The 17,714-nt window shown below is 62.1% G+C and carries 16 protein-coding genes; 6 read left to right on the top strand and 10 right to left on the bottom strand.

Translation table 11 applies throughout. The features are described 5' to 3' along the window. Window positions 1-99: 99 nt before the first annotated feature. The 4 genes from queE to RHEC894_RS19300 form a co-directional block, all read right to left on the bottom strand. Window positions 100-828 carry a 7-carboxy-7-deazaguanine synthase QueE gene (gene queE / locus RHEC894_RS19315; RefSeq protein WP_085738482.1) on the bottom strand — a complete coding sequence of 243 codons (729 nt, stop codon included), beginning with the start codon at window positions 826-828 and terminating at the stop codon, window positions 100-102. Then, on the bottom strand, window positions 825-1,181 hold the full coding sequence (gene queD / locus RHEC894_RS19310) for a 6-carboxytetrahydropterin synthase QueD (RefSeq protein ID WP_085738481.1): 357 nt from the start codon (window positions 1,179-1,181) through the stop codon (window positions 825-827). Before queD ends, queE begins: the two co-directional genes overlap by 4 nt. After that, window positions 1,181-1,891, bottom strand: a complete 711-nt coding sequence (queC, locus tag RHEC894_RS19305) for a 7-cyano-7-deazaguanine synthase QueC (RefSeq protein ID WP_085738480.1) — start codon at window positions 1,889-1,891, stop codon at window positions 1,181-1,183. The genes queD and queC overlap by 1 nt, the downstream gene beginning before the upstream one ends. 110 nt (window positions 1,892-2,001) lie before the next feature. Continuing rightward, window positions 2,002-3,054 carry a LacI family transcriptional regulator gene (locus RHEC894_RS19300; protein ID WP_085738479.1) on the bottom strand — a complete coding sequence of 351 codons (1,053 nt, stop codon included), beginning with the start codon at window positions 3,052-3,054 and terminating at the stop codon, window positions 2,002-2,004. A 307-nt stretch (window positions 3,055-3,361) separates the two neighbouring features. On the opposite strand from RHEC894_RS19300, the gene RHEC894_RS19295 reads away from it, so the two are divergent. The 4 genes from RHEC894_RS19295 to RHEC894_RS19280 all read left to right on the top strand — a co-directional run bounded on the left by RHEC894_RS19295 (window position 3,362) and on the right by RHEC894_RS19280 (window position 7,769). Beyond that, on the top strand, window positions 3,362-4,621 hold the full coding sequence (locus tag RHEC894_RS19295; RefSeq protein ID WP_085738478.1) for an ABC transporter substrate-binding protein: 1,260 nt from the start codon (window positions 3,362-3,364) through the stop codon (window positions 4,619-4,621). A 101-nt stretch (window positions 4,622-4,722) separates the two neighbouring features. Then, entirely contained in the window at window positions 4,723-5,676 is a 954-nt protein-coding gene (locus RHEC894_RS19290) for a sugar ABC transporter permease (RefSeq protein WP_085738477.1), read from the top strand. Next, on the top strand, window positions 5,673-6,650 hold the full coding sequence (locus RHEC894_RS19285; protein ID WP_085738476.1) for a carbohydrate ABC transporter permease: 978 nt from the start codon (window positions 5,673-5,675) through the stop codon (window positions 6,648-6,650). Before RHEC894_RS19290 ends, RHEC894_RS19285 begins: the two co-directional genes overlap by 4 nt. 3 nt (window positions 6,651-6,653) lie before the next feature. After that, a complete protein-coding gene (locus RHEC894_RS19280; protein WP_085736941.1) occupies window positions 6,654-7,769 on the top strand; it encodes an ABC transporter ATP-binding protein in 1,116 nt (371 codons plus the stop codon). Between the two features lie 49 nt (window positions 7,770-7,818). Here the strand turns inward: RHEC894_RS19280 and RHEC894_RS19275 are convergent, their stop codons facing one another. The 4 genes from RHEC894_RS19275 to RHEC894_RS19260 form a co-directional block, all read right to left on the bottom strand. Continuing rightward, a complete protein-coding gene (locus RHEC894_RS19275) occupies window positions 7,819-10,065 on the bottom strand; it encodes a glycoside hydrolase family 2 TIM barrel-domain containing protein (RefSeq protein WP_085738475.1) in 2,247 nt (748 codons plus the stop codon). Window positions 10,066-10,345: 280 nt separating this feature from the next. After that, the gene (locus tag RHEC894_RS19270) at window positions 10,346-11,257 is read right to left on the bottom strand and encodes an SMP-30/gluconolactonase/LRE family protein (protein ID WP_010068346.1); all 912 of its coding nucleotides are present in this window, start codon (window positions 11,255-11,257) and stop codon (window positions 10,346-10,348) included. Window positions 11,258-11,444: 187 nt separating this feature from the next. Then, a complete protein-coding gene (locus RHEC894_RS19265; RefSeq protein ID WP_085738474.1) occupies window positions 11,445-12,266 on the bottom strand; it encodes an SDR family oxidoreductase in 822 nt (273 codons plus the stop codon). Window positions 12,267-12,354: 88 nt separating this feature from the next. Continuing rightward, on the bottom strand, window positions 12,355-13,542 hold the full coding sequence (locus tag RHEC894_RS19260; RefSeq protein WP_085738473.1) for a phytanoyl-CoA dioxygenase family protein: 1,188 nt from the start codon (window positions 13,540-13,542) through the stop codon (window positions 12,355-12,357). Window positions 13,543-13,634: 92 nt separating this feature from the next. Between RHEC894_RS19260 and RHEC894_RS19255 the strand changes: the two genes are divergently transcribed. Continuing rightward, entirely contained in the window at window positions 13,635-14,660 is a 1,026-nt protein-coding gene (locus tag RHEC894_RS19255; protein ID WP_085738472.1) for a LacI family DNA-binding transcriptional regulator, read from the top strand. 64 nt (window positions 14,661-14,724) lie between these two features. Next, the gene (locus tag RHEC894_RS19250) at window positions 14,725-15,942 is read left to right on the top strand and encodes an adenylate/guanylate cyclase domain-containing protein (RefSeq protein ID WP_085739058.1); all 1,218 of its coding nucleotides are present in this window, start codon (window positions 14,725-14,727) and stop codon (window positions 15,940-15,942) included. Window positions 15,943-16,052: 110 nt separating this feature from the next. On the opposite strand, the gene RHEC894_RS19245 is transcribed toward RHEC894_RS19250, so the two are convergent. Further along, complete coding sequence (locus tag RHEC894_RS19245; RefSeq protein WP_010062252.1) at window positions 16,053-16,448, bottom strand: DoxX family protein; 396 nt, start codon at window positions 16,446-16,448, stop codon at window positions 16,053-16,055. A 95-nt stretch (window positions 16,449-16,543) separates the two neighbouring features. Continuing rightward, a complete protein-coding gene (dgoD, locus tag RHEC894_RS19240; RefSeq protein WP_085738471.1) occupies window positions 16,544-17,692 on the bottom strand; it encodes a galactonate dehydratase in 1,149 nt (382 codons plus the stop codon). Window positions 17,693-17,714 lie beyond the last annotated feature (22 nt).

Below are 17,714 nucleotides of genomic sequence, written 5' to 3'. Positions count from 1 at the left end.
CCCGAAGCGCTTTTGCCGCAACGACATGTGTAAAAACAAAGAGCTAAAGCGCGAGGAGCGAATCTGAAAGATCGCGACGCGCTTTAGGCTCAGACAGCGTCAGACGCCGCGCTTGTTTCCCCACAGCAGCACGTGCAGTTGCGGCAGCACGCGTGGCGCAAACCATCCGTCGGCCGTCACCTTCTCGACGAGCCAGTGCATGCGATCCATCACGCCGTCGATATCGATGCGGGCGTCGTCGTCATCGGGGGGCGGCGGCGTGTGGTTGCCCGGCTGAAGGTACAGGGGAATATAGGGGTAGCGCTGGCCCACCTCTCGCGCAAAGGCATAGTCGGCATCGTCGAAGACGACGATTTTCAATGCGATCTCCGGCCCGCCGGCGGTCAGCCGAAGACAATTGTCGATCTCACCCCAATCGGTCAGCATTCCACTTGACGGCGGCTTGGGGCTCAAGACCAGCATGTCGAGGTCGCGAAACCAGTTCCGGGCCACACTTCCCTGCGTTTCCAACGCAAAGCGGTAGCCTTGGGAATGGCCGAGCTCGATCAGCGGTCCCAGGGGCTGGATCGCCGGATTGCCTCCGGAAAGGGAAACCGTCATCGGCCTGCCGCCGGACAGCTTGGTCACCTCCTGCCAGATCGCATCGACCGCCATCGGAATCCATTGATCCCGGTATGCGCTGTCGACCGCGTGGAGGCTGTCACACCAGGAACAGCGATAGTCGCAGCCGCCCGTCCTGACGAATACCGTCGGCAGCCCGATCAGAGCGCCTTCGCCCTGGATGGTGGGGCCGAAGATCTCGCTGACGCGAATGGTCTCTCCGCTCATGGCCGGTACTCCGCCCAGGTCTTCGGCGTCTCGCTGACGCGGACGGACGACGTCTCGGGAAAGCGCTGCTTGCACCAGTCGTAAAAGTGCCTTGCCAGGAATTCGGAGGTGACTTTCGAATGGCCGAAGACCTCGTTCAGGTGCCGGTGATCGAGCGCCTCGTCGATATAGCGCTTGAGCGGCGAGAGGTCGTGATAGTCGCGCACGAAGCCGTCATCGTTCAGGTTTTCGGCCGCGAGCTCGACGACCACGATATAGTTATGACCGTGGAGCCGGGCGCATTGATGGTCGGCCGGCAGATGATCCAGCTGGTGCGAAGCGGAAAGATGAAACTCCTTGGTGATGCGGTACATCAACGCACCTCCGCGGCCGAATATTGCGACACCGCCGCCTTCCAGAAATCCGGGTCTTCGTATTCGGTGGGATCGGGGACGCCGGCAAGATGGAAGGCCTCGCGGCGTTCGACGCAGGTGCCGCAGCGTCCGCAATGGAGCCTGCCGCCCTTGTAGCAGGACCATGTTTCCGCAAACGGCGTCGCATGTTTTTCGCCGTCGATCACGATCGCTGCTTTCGACACCTCCACATAGGGTGCAAGCAGTCTGACGCTCGCATAACCATCCAGCGCTTCGTCCTGCATGCGCTGGAAGGCGTCGATGAAGCCCGGACGGCAGTCCGGGTAAATGAAGTGGTCGCCGCCATGCACGGCGACGGCAACGGCATCGGCTTTCTGGGCAGCCGCCAGGCCGAAGGCGATTGCCAGCATGATGGCATTGCGGTTCGGCACGACGGTGGCCTTCATGGTCTCTTCGGCGTAGTGGCCGTCCGGGACCTCGACATTGTCGGTCAGCGCCGATCCGCTGAGATGGCCGCCGATGGCTGATATGTCGATGATATGGTGGGGAACGGCAAGGCGTGCGGCACATTTGTCGGCGAAATCGAGTTCCTTGCGATGCCGTTGGCCGTAGTCGAAGGAGACGAGGCCGATAAGCTGTTCTTCCGCTGCTATCTTATGGGCAAGCGAAACGGAGTCGAGTCCGCCAGAGCAGACGACGATGATCTTCATATTTTGGATTCCCTTGTTTTGACCGGGTGGGCTGCGACCGGATTACGGCGTGCTTCTAGGGCAAAACCTGCGCGTTGGGAATAGGCTTAAGGCGCGAGCCTTCGGAGGGGTCAACCGATCGGGAAATTGATCTGCGGCGGCAGCAGCAGATGCAGGCCCTCGGCGTCAGGGTTGTTGATGCGCTGCAGCAGCATGCGGCCGAGATCCTCACCCGCCGCCGTCAGGTCCTCATGGATCGTGTCGACTTTCGGCTGCAACTGGGTGAGGAGGCGGGAGGTTTCCTTGGCGACGATATCGTAATCGACAGCCAGTGTCCGGCCGGCGTCGCCCATGCCGCCGATGACGGCGAGAGCAGAGACCTCGCCGGGACAGATGAAACCATCGGGCGCATCCGGAGCGGCGGCGCGGCTGCAGATGAAATCGCGCAGCACATCCGCCGGCGTATCGAGATCGACCGTTTCGGGGATCTCATAGGCAATGCCTGCCTCGCGCACCGCCGTCATGAAGCCGTGCAGGATATGCTGGCAGAAGGTCAGCCGTTTGGGCGGCAGGATCACCGCCACTTTTCTGCGTTTCTTGGCGATCAGCCGGCGCGTCGCCTCATAGGCAAAGGTGAAATTGTCGTAGTCGACATAGGGGTGGGGCGTCGAAAATTCCGTGCGGCCGTGGCAGATGAATGGAAAGCCGGTTTCGAGCAGCAGGCGGACGCGGGCATCGAGCGGCTCCGTCCGCGTGAAGATCAACCCGTCGGCGAGATGGTTGCGGATGATGTAGTCTACGGCCTCGACATCGGTCGTCGACAGAAAGTTCGGGGCGACGACGAGATGGTAGGAGGTCTCCTTCAATGCCTTGGCGATGCCGTACATGATCGAGGTGCTGAAGCCGACCACTTCCTCGTGCGAATCGAGCAGGATGGCAATGACATTGGTGCGGCCGGTCTTCAGGCGCTGCGCAGCCCGGTCGGGGAGATAGCCGATCTCGCCGGCGATACGGCGCACGCGCTGGCGGGTCTCCAGCGAAATCTGCGGCGCATCGGCGAGCGCGCGTGACACCGTCGTCACCGCAAGGCCGGCGATCGTGGCGATCGTTCGCAAGGTCGGCTTGCCGCGCTTATGGGTGATATCGAGACTTTCGCCGCGTCGCGGCCGGGACGGTTCGGTCACTTTCGGCTTTCCGTGGTGGAATTGCCGATACAATAACACGATGACTCGGGCGCGCAATCGTGGAATGAAAACGTTTTAAATTTTAACGATCTGTTAGCCAAATCAATATTGAATATAAAATTCAATAGTTTATGGAAATATCCATATTTTTCTCGGGAGTCGAGAAAGGGCTTGACGATCTATGGCTTATAACGTTTTAAATTAGCAACCGCGCGGAGGAGCGCGGCCGATGTCGACCGCCGCAACCGGTGGAAAACATCGGGCGGCAGGGAGGGCCCGCCGCCGATTTTCAAATGGGAGGAAATTCATGCGCAAGTTTTTGAGCTCGGCGGCGATTGCCGTCGTGATGATGGCTGGCCTTGGTGCGGCCCAGGCTGCCGACGTGAAGGAAGTGCAGATGCTGCACTGGTGGACGTCGGGCGGCGAGGCGGCGGCGCTGAACGTCCTGAAGCAGGATCTGTCGAAGGAAGGGTTTGCCTGGAAGGACGTTCCGGTGGCCGGCGGCGGCGGTGACGCGGCGATGACGGCGCTGAAGGCGATGGTGGCGGCGGGCACTTATCCCACGGCCTCGCAGATGCTGGGTTATACCGTGCTCGATTATGCCCAGGCCGGCGTGATGGGCGATCTGACCGAGACGGCCAAGAAGGAAGGCTGGGACAAGTCGGTGCCGGCGGCCCTGCAGAAGTTCTCCGTCTATGACGGCAAGTGGGTCGCAGCCCCGGTCAACGTGCATTCGGTCAACTGGCTGTGGATCAACAAGGCTGTGATGGACAAGATCGGCGGCACCCAGCCGAAGAGCTTCGACGATCTGATCGCCCTGCTCGACAAGGCGAAGGCTGCCGGCGTCATCCCCTTGGCGCTCGGCGGCCAGAACTGGCAGGAAGCGACGATGTTCGATTCCATCGTGCTGTCGACCGGCGGCCCGGAATTCTACAAGAAGGCCTTCAACGACCTCGACGAGGCGTCGCTGAAGTCGGACACGATGAAGAAGTCCTTCGACAACCTGGCGAAGATCGTCAAATACGTCGATCCGAACTTCTCCGGCCGCGACTGGAACCTGGCGACCGCCATGGTCATCAAGGGTGATGCGCTGGTGCAGGTGATGGGCGACTGGGCCAAGGGCGAATTCGTCGCCGCCAAGAAGACCCCGGACAAGGACTTCCTGTGCTACCGCTTCCCCGGCACCGATGGCAGCGTCATCTATAACTCCGACATGTTCGGCATGTTCAACGTCCCCGACGACCGCAAGGCGGCCCAGGTGGCGCTGGCAACGGCAACGCTGTCGAAGAGCTTCCAGTCGGCCTTCAACGTCGTCAAGGGGTCGGTGCCGGCCCGTACCGACGTTCCCGACACCGACTTCGACGCCTGCGGCAAGAAGGGCATCGCCGACCTGAAGGCGGCCAACGAGGGCGGCACGCTGTTCGGTTCGCTCGCCCAGGGCTACGGCGCGCCTCCGGCGATCGCCAATGCCTATAAGGACGTCGTCTCGAAGTTCGTCCACGGCCAGATCAAGAGCTCCGACGAAGCCGTCAAGCAGCTCGTCCAGGCGATCGACGACGCCCGCTAAGGGTCGTCGATGAATATGCTTCCCCGCGTGACCTCGCGGGGAAGCTCCAGGCTCCGCAGCGATAAATGCCGAGCGATCCTGCGGGAAGGGAGATGATATCCATGAGCACAGTTGCGACCACCGACCCGGTTCTGACCCCCGGGCGATCGACGAGCGTCTCGCTGCGGGGCCGGCTGCAGGATGCGCTGCCGAAGATCGTGCTGGCGCCGAGCTTCGTCATCACCCTCATCTTCGTCTACGGCTTCATCGTCTGGACGGCCTATCTGTCCTTCACCAATTCCAAGACCTTCCCCTCCTATGCGCTGACCGGGGGGCGCGCCTATCAGCGGCTGTGGCGCTGGACCTTCGAGAGCGACCCGCCGTCCTCCTGGTACACCTCGATCACCAACATGGCGATCTTCGGCTTTCTCTATGTCGGCATCTGTTTGAGCCTCGGCCTGCTGCTTGCCATCCTGCTCGACCAGAAGATCCGCGGCGAGGGGTTATTGCGGCCGATCTTCCTCTATCCGATGGCGCTCTCCTTCATCGTCACCGGGGTGGCCTGGAAATGGTTCCTCGACCCCGGCCTCGGTCTCGAACAGACGCTGCACCACTTCGGCTGGACGAGCTTCCACTTCGACTGGATCAAGAACAAGGACTTCGTCATCTATACCGTCGTCATCGCCGGTGTCTGGCAGGCCTCGGGCTTCGTCATGGCGATGTTCCTGGCAGGGCTTCGCGGCATCGACGGCGAGATCATGAAGGCGGCTGAGATCGACGGCGCCTCGCCCTTCCAGCTTTATCGCCGCATCGTCATTCCGCTGCTGCGGCCGATCTTTCTCTCCGCCTTCATCGTGCTCGCCCATATGGCCATCAAATCCTACGACCTCGTCGTGGCGCTGACCTCGGGCGGGCCGGGCGGCTCGGCCTGGCTGCCGTCCAACTTCATGTATGAATACACCTTCAAGCGCAACGAGATGGCCGTCGGCTCGGCCAGCGCCATCATCATGCTGATGACCATCTCGGCGATCATCGTGCCCTATCTCTATTCCGAACTGAAGGAGAAGGCGCGATGAGCAGCGTGACCGCCTCGACCGCAATCTCGACTGCAACCGCACCGGCCTCCCAGGGCAGCGACATCAGGAACAGCAACACCCGCTGGATCGGCCGGCTGGTCATCTACGGCCTGCTGGTGATCTTCGCCATCCTCTACCTGATGCCGCTCTTCGTCATGCTGACGACCTCGTTCAAGACCATGGACGAGATCCAGAACGGCAACATGCTGGCGCTGCCTGAGGCGCCGACCTTCGATCCCTGGATCAAGGCCTGGGGCGAGACCTGCGTCGGGCTGACCTGCGCCGGCATCAAGGGCTACTTCTGGAACTCGATCAAGATGGTGGTGCCGGCAGTCGCGATCTCCACCATCATGGGGGCGCTGAACGGCTATATTCTGACCAAATGGCGCTTCCCCGGCCATACGCTGGTGTTCGGGCTGATGCTGTTTGCCTGCTTCATCCCGTTCCAGTCGGTGCTCTTGCCGATGGCGACCATCCTCGGCTCGCTCGGCCGCTTCGGGGTGACGCTGCAGAACGCCACCGGCTTTTCCTTCGGCTTCGGCAATTCGACGGTCAACCTGGTCTTCGTCCATGTCGTCTATGGCCTCGGCTTCACGACGCTGTTCTTCCGCAATTTCTACGAGGCCTTTCCGACCGAGCTGGTCAGGGCCGCCCAGGTCGACGGCGCCAGCTTCTTCCAGATCTTCCGCCGCATCATGCTGCCGAACTCGCTGCCGATCATCGTCGTCACCGTCATCTACCAGTTCACCAATATCTGGAACGACTTCCTGTTTGCCTCCGCTTACGCCGGCACCGGTGACTCCATGCCGATGACGGTGGCGCTCAACAATGTCGTCAACACCTCGACCGGGGTGGTCGAATACAATGTCAACATGGCGGCGGCGATGATCGCGGCCGTTCCGACGCTCATCGTCTATATCCTCGCCGGCCGCTACTTCGTGCGCGGTCTGATGGCGGGCGCAGTCAAAGGGTAAGTCATGGCCTTCCTGGAAATCTCCGGTCTCAGAAAACGCTTCGGCGCCGTCGACATCCTCAAGGGGATCGACCTCGAACTCGAAAAGGGCGGCTTCCTGGTGCTGGTCGGCCCGTCCGGCTGCGGCAAGTCGACCCTGCTCAACACCATCGCCGGGCTGGAGACGATCACGTCTGGCGATATCAGGATCGACGGGCGCGACATCAGCGGTCTGCATCCGTCCAAGCGCGATATCGCCATGGTGTTCCAGTCCTATGCGCTCTATCCGAACATGACGGTGGCCGGAAATATCGCCTTCGGCATGGAGATCCGCGGCGTTCCGAAGGAGGAACGGGCCAAGGCGATCAAACAGGTTTCCGACATGCTGCAGATCGGCCATCTGCTCGACCGCAAGCCGAGCCAGCTCTCCGGCGGCCAGCGCCAGCGTGTCGCCATGGGCCGGGCTTTGGTGCGCAATCCGCAGGTCTTCCTGTTCGACGAGCCCTTGTCCAATCTCGACGCCAAGCTGCGTGTCGACATGCGCACCGAGATCAAGCGGCTGCACCAGCGCATGGGCACCACCTTCGTCTATGTCACCCACGACCAGATCGAGGCGATGACGCTGGCGACCAAGATCGCCGTGCTGAAGGACGGCGTGCTGCAGCAGTTCGGCACGCCGGCCGAGATCTATAACAGCCCGGCCAATCTCTTCGTCGCCGACTTCATGGGATCGCCGGCGATGAACCTGCTCAACGCCACCGTCGAGAATGGCGCCTCCGGGCTTGCCGTCGCACTCGAACGGCCGAATGGCGCGCCGCTGAGATTGCCGGTGGTCGCCGGCGCCAACGGGTTGTCGGCCTATGCCGGCAGGCAGGTGATCTTCGGCATCCGCCCGGAAGCCCTGACCGATCCCGACGGCGCCGACCGCAAGGCGCGTTCGCTCACCGAGGACGATTGCCTGATCGAGGTCGTCGAACCGGCCGGCTCCGACACCTTCGCCGTCACCAAGCTCGGCGGCAAATCCGTCGTCGCCCGCCTGCGCGCCGATGCAGGCATCGCTCCAGGCCAGAACACACGCCTCGCCTTCAATCTCGACAAGGCCGTGTTCTTCGATCCCGAAAGCCAGGTGCGGATCGTGTGACGGCCATTAGAGAGCCGGGGGCCTATAAGACGCGCGGCTCTGCGCTCAATTAAGCGATGGCCGTCACAGTGAGGGTCACCGGCGCGAAACGCGAGGAGACCGCTTCGACGGTAATCTCGCCGGTAAAGCCCGTCGCCTCCAGCCAGAAGCCCGCGGTGCCGCCCTGCAGCGGCACATTGGTCGGACCGACGATCTTTGCTGGCCCATGCACCTTCAGCGAAATGCTGTCGTTCATGAAGGGCAGGCGCTGGCCGCACTGGTCGAGCGCACGGATGATGACGCGGGTGCTGTCGCGTTCGCGGGCCTTCAGTGTCTGGCTGTCGGCGACGATTTCAAGCGTCGTCGGCAAGGGATCGGCCGCCAACGTCAGGCTCGCCACGGGCTGGCCGCCGATATAGCCGGTCAGAGTGCCGTCGATCCATTCGAGACCCCAGGTGCCGAGTTCGTCGGCGGTGAAGTGGCGATGGTCGAGCACGACGGGCGGATGCGGCAGGTGCGGGTAATTCTCGCGGTCCGGACCGATGCGCTTGGAAAGCGCGCCATATTGCAGTTCCACCTCGTCGCAATTGGTCAGGATGATCAGCGGCAGCACGCCGCCGATATTGCGCTCGCCGCGCGCCCAGAAGGTTGCCGGCTTCATGACGATCTCTTCGGAAGGATCGCACTGGCTGATATAGGCATAGGCTGCGAATTTCGGCTCGCGGAACATGTCCATGACGCCGTGATAGCAGATGCGGTCACCGGAGCCGAAATCCTTGTGGGTGTTGTAATCGAACATGCACCAGCCGATGGCGCCCGAGATATCGGGGTCGCCATAGGCGGCGTTCAACACATCAAGGTGGCGGCGTACATGCTCGGCCTGGCGCTGTTCCTGGTCGTAGATCTTCGTCGGGTGCATGTGGCCGTTGAACTCGGTGATGAGGTACGGCACCTTCCGGGACAGACCGGTATTTTCCTGCTGGGCGCGAAGGACGGTGCGCGGGCGGTTGGCGCCCGGCAGTTCCTCATTACCGAGGATGAAGTCGTTCATCGTGTAGACGTCTTCGAGCAGTTCGCTCTCGGTGATATAACGCACGCCGCCGGTCTGGCGGGTGCTGTCGAGTTCGCGAGCCAGGCGGTTGGTCTCGACATAGAAGTCGTGGCTGTCCTGCGACTCGTTGATGCGCACGCCCCAGATGATGATCGAGGGATGGTTCCAGTCGCGCTCGATCATGCGTCGGACGTTTTCGATCGATTCCTTCTGCCAGTCGGCATCGCCGATATGCTGCCAGCCGGGGATTTCCTCGAAAACCAGCAGGCCGATCGCATCACAGCGGTCGAGGAACCATTTCGACTGCGGATAGTGCGAGGTGCGGACGATATTGCACTTCAGCACGCTCTTCATGATGTCGGCGTCGCGCTCCTGGGCGGAGCGGCCGGCGGCATAACCGACATAGGGGAAGGCCTGGTGACGGTTGAGGCCGCGCAGCTTCAGCGGCTTGCCGTTCAGGAGGAAACCTTCCGGCGTGAATTCGGCGGTGCGGAAGCCGAAGCGGGTGGAAAGCCGGTCGGAGCCGTGCTCGGTCCTGAGTTCGACGGTCACCTCGTAGAGCGCGGGATCGGCAATGTCCCAGAGCGTGATGCCGGTGAGGCCACCGAAAGAAAGCCTGGCACGGTCACCGATCGTTTCGGTTGCCGCGGTGGCGATCACCGTGCCGTCCGCCTGCTTCAGCGTCGCGGTGACGGTCGCCGAGAAGCTGCGGCTCTCGGGATTGGCGATATCGACACGGATGGTTGCCGATTTTTCCGGGGCAAGCACGTCTGTGGTTTCGATCTTGAGATTGCGGATCGAGACGGGGTCGGTGACTTTCAGCCAGACGTCGCGGTAGATGCCGGCATAGGTCAAATAATCGATGCGGCCGCCGAAAGGCGGAATGGCGGGGTTTTCGCTGCCGTCGATCTTGACGGTCACGAGGTTCTCGCCCTTGAGCAGCTTGCCGGTGAGGCGGGCCTCGAAGGGGGTGTAGCCGTCCTTATGGGCGATGATTTCTTCGCCGTTCAAATAAACGACGCTGTCGGCCATGGCGGCGTCGAAGACGAGGGAGATTTCGCGGCCCTCGAATTCCGGCAGCCAGCGCAGCACTTTCTGATAGGTGAAGGCGCGCTGATAGCTGGTCTCGTCGAAATAGTTGAAGGGCAGTTCGACGGCGGTATGGGGCAGACTGACCGACTTGGCGGCATCGAAGCTTTCGAGCAGACGCTGGCCGAAGCCCTCGTGGAAACTCCAGCCTTCGTTGAAGGAAACGACGGACCGCATATCAGCCTCTCCCGGTGATGGCATCAGCAGCGGTGCGGTGCCTCTCGGCGCGTGAAGATCGGGTCATCTTATATTCCTCCTTGATGCGATAAGGTGCGAGCAGCGCAAGCGCGTCACATCGAATTTGATTCCTGCGATGCGCTTTAGCTTTTTTCATGCATGTCGTCATCCGCAACCGCTTCACAGTGTTTCGGGTGACATGTGTTGGAGCAATGTCGTTCTGGCCGACGATTCGATATCGTCGGGTGCCTGTCCTGCGTGGGGCGCCGTGTTCCAGTTCCTACGGATATTGAGCGCCGTTGGTCTTGGTATAGATCGAATAGACCGAACGCGTCGCGGTGATGAAGAGCCGGTTCTTCTTGGGGCCGCCGAAGGTGAGATTGGACACCGTCTGCGGCACCCTGATCTTGCCGAGCAGGGTGCCGTCCGGCGAAAAGCAGTGCACGCCGTCACCGGCGCTCGTCCAGAGATTGCCTTGGACATCGAAGCGGAAGCCATCGGGATTGCCGGCGTCGAGGCTGCAAAAATAGCGGCCGTTCGTCAGACTCCGGCCGTCGACGACGTCGAAAACTCTTATGTGGCGCGGCACTTCATGTTTTGCCGAGCCGGAATCGGCGATATAGAGCTTCGTCTCGTCGGGCGAGAAGGCAAGGCCGTTCGGCTGGATGAAATCCTCGACGACGGCCTCGATTGCGCCGCTTGCGGGGTCGATCCGATAGACGTTGCGGGTGGGCTGCTCGGGCTCGGCCTTGTGACCCTCGTAATCCGACAGGATGCCGTAGGTCGGATCGGTGAACCAGATCCCGCCGTCGGAATGCACGACGACATCGTTAGGCGAGTTCAGCCGCTTGCCTTTGTAGCTGTCGGCGAGAATGGTGATCGTGCCGTCCGGTTCGGTGCGGGTGACGCGGCGGCCGCCATGTTCGCAGGAGATGAGCCGGCCCTGCCGGTCGCGGCTATTGCCGTTGACGTAGTTGGAGGGCGAGCGGAAGACGGAGACTGTACCGTCAGGCGTCCAGCGCATCATGCGTTCGTTCGGGATATCGCTCCAGAGAAGGCAGTTCAGGTCGGAAAACCAGACCGGGCCTTCCGTCCAGCGGCAGCCGGAATAAAGCTCTTCGAGTGCGGCACTGCCGATGACCAGAGCGGCGAAACGTTCATCGCGGATGTCATAAAGCGGATTGTCGGCCAAGCCAGTTCCTCCCTGAATGCTGCCGCCCTCTTCCTACTGCATAATCCCTCCAACCGGAATCGATTTGAGGATGAAATTATGCCGCAGTTCAAAGTGCTGCAGCGTCTGAAAAGACGCGCGGTGCTGTCGCGGCAAATGCCGGGAGGTGCCGGAGCCCGGCCACGGGAAATGCCGGGCTCGGGACTTATCAGAGGGCTGCGACCGGATGCGGCGAGCCGTCATAAGCGCCCCAGATCGACTGATCGAAGCAGATGACCGAGCCGGTCATCAGGCCGGATTCGGAAGACGACAGATAGGCGCAGGCGCGCGCCACCTCGTGCGGATCGACGAGGCGGCCGAAAGGCTGGCCTGCCGCCGCCTTCTCCAGCCAGTCGGCCGGCGCGCCGTGATATTCGCGCTGAATTCGATCCTCGCCTTCGGAGGCCATCCAGCCGATATTAAGGCCGTTGACGCGGATGCGGTTGCGCAGCAGTGCATAGGCGGTGTTCTTCGTCAGCGTTTCCAGCGCGCCCTTGGAGGCGCAATAGGCGGCGATGAAGGGCTGGCCCGCTTTGGCCGACATCGAGCCGATATTGACGATGGTGCCTTCTGTCTGTTCGCGGCGCATGACCTTTACTGCCTCCTGCATCAGGAAAAATGGCGCCCGGACATTGATGGCGAACATGGCGTCGAAGAGTTCCGGGCTGGTGTCGAGGATGGTGCCGCGATCGGTGATGGCGGCGGCATTGACCAGCGCATCGACCCGGCCGAAGGCCTCGTCACAGGCGTGGACGACGTGGCTCGCATCCTCGACTTTGGCGAGATCGGCCTTGACGTAAACGACCTTCACGCCGGTTACGGTCGAAATCTCTTCGGCCTTCGCCTTGCCCCTGGCTTCATTGCGGCCGCAGATGACGATGCCTTCCGCGCCGCGTTCGGCGAAGAGGCGGGCAATGGTGGCGCCCAATCCTTGCGTGCCGCCGGTGACGATGGCGATCCTGCCGTCGAGACGGCCGTGGTTTGTGCTCATTGGTTCCTCCTTGGTGATGTGCGAATGCCTCCCGCGGGCGCGGGAGGCTTTTAGGTCATTGCGGATGAAAGGGGCTTCCCTTCCTTAGTCAGCTCAATTTCTTCTGCGCCTGCCCGGCAAGTGCCGCCGTAAAGGCTTCGTCGCTCCAGCCTTCTTTCAACGCCTCGTGCATCAGCTGCGCCTGCGTCTTCGGCGCCAGGCCGCCGAGCGGCGGGTCGCGGTCGAGGTTGGTCGGGAAGGAATAACCTTCGGCGCAGGCGGCGACGGCGTTGGCGATTTCGTCGGGAGAGAGTTTGCCTTGCAAGGTTTTCAAGGCAGGAAAGAGCCTGGCGCTCATCCTCTCGCGGTTGACGGTTTCCATGGCGCGGCCGAAGGCGGAGGAGACCTGCAGGAGGTTGGCGACGCGCTTGATATCGGCCGAGCGGTTGGTACCGGCGGCGTGGAAGAGGGCGGGATTGAAGAAGACGACGTCGCCTTTTTCGAGCGGCAGCTGGATATGGTTGGCCTCGAAATAATCCCGGAATTCCTGGCGCTTGAGCGCGAGATAACCCGGCACATAGGTCTGGCTGTGCGGCAGGAAGAGCGTCGGGCCGCTTTCGAGCGGCATGTCGCAATGGGCGACCGCGCCCTGCAGCGTCAGCACCGGCGAGAGCCGGTGCACATGCGCCGGGAACTGCTCGATCACTGCAGACGACTGGAAACCGAGATGGTAGTCGCGATGGGCCGACTGCGCCGCGCCGCCCGGATTGACGCGATTGACCTGCGCCGTCATCTGGTAGCTCGGGCCAAGCCAGGCCTGGCTTGCGAGTGCAACGATGACGTTGCCGTAATATTCCGCGAAATTCGCGGGATCGGCGAGGCAATGTTTTTCCAGCGAATTCCAGATGCGGTCGTTGGCTCCGGGCTTGGCAAAATGATCGCCGCCGCCGGTCGCGGTGCGGTGCTGTTCCTCGATAATCTGGTCGAAAATCGCGCTGGCGCGGTCGATGACGCCGGTATCCTGGTAAGCATGCTTGAAAACGGCGACGCCGGGACCTTCGCCGAACGCCTCTGAGATCTCGGCCAGGACGGCACGCCGGCCCTCCGTGGTTGCAACTGCCGCCGCCACCTTCCGGCTGTCATAGATCAACACGTTTTTTTCGACTGCAGACGCGGTGGGGTAATCGGCAAGCGCGGTGGTCTTTTCCGCCAGACGGCGAAAATCCTCGAGATCGCAGGCATCTTCGCTGAGCCAGACGCGATCGGCGCGCAATTTCATCTGATTGTCGGTCTTCATGATGGCTCCTCCTCTTTCGATGAAGGCACTATACGCCGCGATACCGGGTGATATAGATCAGGAATCCATCAAAAAACCATCAAACGGATTCCATGGCCCATCTCTTCCTCGTCAAGGATATCGCTTTTCAAGCGGGCCTCAGCACCGCGACCGTCGACCGGGTGCTGAACGGCCGGCCGGGTGTGCGCCAACAGACGGAAATGCGGGTGAAGGCGGCGATCGCAGAGCTGGAGAAGCAGCAGGCAGGCGCGATGGGCAGCGGGCGCATGCTGGCGATCGATATCGTCATGGAGACGCCGCAGCGGTTCAGCGACGCGGTGCGCGCCGCCTTCGAGGCCGAGATGGCGGCCTTCCTGCCCGGCGTCTTCCGCTGCCGGTTCCATTTCGCCGAAGTGATGAAGCCGGCCGAGATGGTGCAGCTTCTCGACCGCATCCGGCTGCGCGGCACTGATGGCATCGTGCTCAAGGCGCCCGATGTCGCCGAGGTGGCGGCCGCCGTCGCCCGGTTGGATGCGGCCGGCATTCCTGTGGTGACGCTGGTAACCGACCTGCCGAATTCGGCGCGGATCGTCTATGCCGGCGCCGATAATCGGGCAGCGGGCGAGACGGCGGCCTATCTCATCGGCGAAGTGCTCGGGAGCCGTGGCGGCAAGGTGCTGGTGACGCTGTCGAGTGGGCGGTTTCGCGGCGAGGAAGAGCGCGAAATCGGCTTTCGCCGCATCATTCGCGCCCATTATCCCGAGATCGGCATCAGCGAAATCAGCGAGGGGCACGGCGCCGATGCGGCGACGGGAACGCTCGCGGCGGCAGCTCTTGCGGCGGATCCTACGATCAACGCCGTCTATTCGATCGGCGGCGGCAACCGGGCGGTGCTGGCGGCCTTCGATGCGGCCAGGCGCCGGGTCGGCGTCTTTGTCGCCCATGATTTGGACGCCGATAACCGCGCCTTGCTTGCCGCGCGGCGGATCGGCTTCGTGCTGCATCATGATCTCAGAACCGATGCGCGTTCGGCCTTCAGGGCAATCATGGGCCGGGCGACGTCGCCGGGTCGGGCGGTTTCGGCCTCGCTGTCATCGGTGGAAATCATCACGCCCTATAATATGCCGGCGGGCGATTGAGCCAATCGGCTTCCTTCGATGCCGACTTCGGGCTACAGCTTCAGCAGGAGCAAAGGTGATCGATATGGATTACAGCGACGTCAGCACGATTGCGGCCTGGATTACCGAGCAGGGACTGAAGGGCGCTTCGGAATCCGAACTCATGACCGGTTTCTGCGCGGCCTGCCGGAAGGCCGGCCTGCGGATCGACCGCGGCCTGGCGTTGATGGATACGCTGCATCCGGTGCATGAAGGCCGCGCCTTCCGCTGGGACAGCGAGGAGCTGGTCGAGACGGAATTCGAATATGGCCCGTCGGGTACGGGCGAGGCGGCTGCGAGCTGGCAGCGTTCGTCCTTCTATCATCTCTGGTCGGGTAATGAGCGGGAGGTGCGCCGCCGCATCGGCTTCGGCGATCCGATCGATTTCAGCCAACTCGACAAGATCGTCGAGGCCGGCCATACCGATTATATCGCGATGATGCATCGTTTCGCCGAGGCCGGCACGATCGGCGAGATGGATTGCTTCTTCTCGAATTTCTCGACGAAGCACCCCGAAGGCTTTTCCGATCACGACCTTGCCATCCTGCGCAAGCTGGTGCCGGTTCTGGGGCTGGCAATCAAGTGCATTGCGCTCGGGCGCATCGCCCGCACCATCGCTGAGGTCTATCTCGGCGAGGATGCGGCGCGCCAGGTGATGGAAGGCAAGATCAGCCGCGGCAAATCGGAGCGGATTTCAGCGGCGCTATGGTTTTCCGATCTCTTGAATTACACCAAGATTTCCGATCGCGTGCCGCCGGAGGAAATCATCCCGCTGCTCAATGATTACAGCGAGGTGGTGATCTCGGCGATCCATGAAGCCGGCGGCAATGTGCTGAAGCTGATCGGCGACGGGGTGCTCGCCATCTTCAAGGGCGAGGCGCCGGCGGAAACCTGCCGCGCGGCACTCAAGGCCGAAGCGCTGCTGCGGGAAAAGCTCGCCAAGCTGAACGCCGAACGCAAGGCCGGCGACCGGCCGACGACGGATGTCTATATCGGCCTGCATATCGGCGACGTCTTCTACGGCAATATCGGCAGCCAGGACCGGCTGGACTTCACCGTCATCGGCCCTGCCGTCAATGAGGTCAGCCGCATTGCTTCGATGTGCCGCTCGGTCGATCTCAACCTGCTGATCTCCTCCGATTTCGCCGCCGCGATACCGGAGGAGCAGCGCGGGGCCATCGCCTGTGTCGGGCGCTATGCATTGCGCGGCGTGCAGCGCGCGCAGGAGCTCTATACGCTCGACGGCGCCCGGCTCAACGCCTGATCGTCGCATCTGACGCTATCGCAGCAGCCCCTGGCCGCCGTCGATCCAGATCGGCGTCCCGGTGATGTGCCGATGCCGGAACCGGCGCCCGGCGGAGAGTGCCTCGTGGGCTATCTGAGGAGGCTGTGTCTCAAAGCCCATTTCTCCGGCCCATGGACGGCGGCAAAGAGCAGGCCGGCAAGGAAGGTGAAGTGATCGACAAAGAAGCCGAACTCGGCCTGGTTCTGCTGCCAATGGGATGGGCCGTGGAAGGCGAAGGCGAGGAAGATCACATAGATGCCGGCGAGCAGGCTCGCCTCGGTGAAGAAGGCTCCGGTTATGAAGGCGAGCGCCAGGGCGATCTCGAACAACGCTGCGACCCAGGCAAGGAATGTCGCCATCGGAAAACCGGCGGCGGCGATGTAGTCCGCCGTCGTGCCGATGCCGGCGAATTTAAAGCCGGCGGCCATGAAGAAGATAAAACTGAAAATGATGCGGGCGACGATGATTGCGATCGCTCTGGCCATATGGAAACCTCCTCTTGAGCTTCTACTATGACGGATGAGAGGCTCGATGTCCGACACCATGAATGAAAAAGGGCCGCTTGCGCGACCCCTTCCTCCTACCACTCGGCGAAGCTGCCGTCGGCGTGGCGCCAGATCGGGTTGCGCCAGCGATGGCCTTCCTTGGCGCGTTCGATGACATAGGCCTCGTCGACCTCGATGCCGAGACCCGGCCCTTGCGGGATCGACACGAAACCGTCGGCGTAGTGGAACACCTCCTTGTTGGAGATGTAGTCGAGGATGTCGTTGCCTTTGTTGTAGTGGATGCCGAGGCTCTGTTCCTGGATGAAGGCGTTGTAGCTGACGGCATCGACCTGCAGGCAGGCGGCAAGCGCGATCGGGCCGAGCGGGCAATGCGGCGCGAGCGCCACGTCATAGGCTTCTGCCATGGCCGCGATCTTGCGGCATTCGGTGATGCCGCCGGCATGGGAAAGATCCGGCTGGATGATGTCGACATAGCCGTCCGACAGCACCTGCTTGAAGTCCCAGCGCGAAAAGAGCCGCTCGCCGAGTGCGATCGGTGTCGAGGTGTGATTGACGATATCGCGCAGCGCTTCCTTGTTTTCAGACAGCACCGGCTCCTCGATGAACATCAGCTTGTAGGGGTCGAGTTCCCTAGCGAGAACTTTCGCCATCGGCTTATGGACACGGCCGTGGAAATCGACGCCGATACCGATATGCGGGCCGATCGCCTCACGAATAGCGGCGATGGTTTCGACGGCCTTCTCCACCTTCTCGTTGGTGTCGACGATCTGCATTTCCTCGCAGCCGTTGAGCTTGATCGCCTTGAAGCCGCGGGCGACCACTTCCCTGGCGTTGTTGGCAACATCGGAAGGACGGTCGCCGCCGATCCAGGAATAGACCTTGATGCGGTTGCGCAGTTGCCCGCCGAGCAGCGAATGGATCGGCTGGCCCAGGGCCTTGCCCTTGATATCCCACAGCGCCTGATCGATGCCGGAGATCGCGCTCATATGGACGGCGCCCCCGCGATAGAAGCCGCCGCGATACATCACCGTCCAATGGTCTTCGATCAGGAAGGGATCCTTGCCGATCAGATAGTCTTCCAGTTCGTGGACGGCGGCCTGGACGGTCAGTGCGCGGCCTTCGACGACCGGTTCGCCCCAGCCGACGATGCCTTCATCGGTCTCGATCTTCAGAAACAGCCAGCGCGGCGGAACGATATAGGTGGTGAGTTTGGTGATCTTCATCTCAGGTCTCAATCTCTTCTCG

The organism is Rhizobium sp. CIAT894 (genome assembly GCF_000172795.2).
GTDB lineage: Bacteria > Pseudomonadota > Alphaproteobacteria > Rhizobiales > Rhizobiaceae > Rhizobium.
The sequence above is the reverse complement of the archived record's forward strand: the minus strand, read 5'-3'. Positions and strand labels throughout refer to the sequence as shown.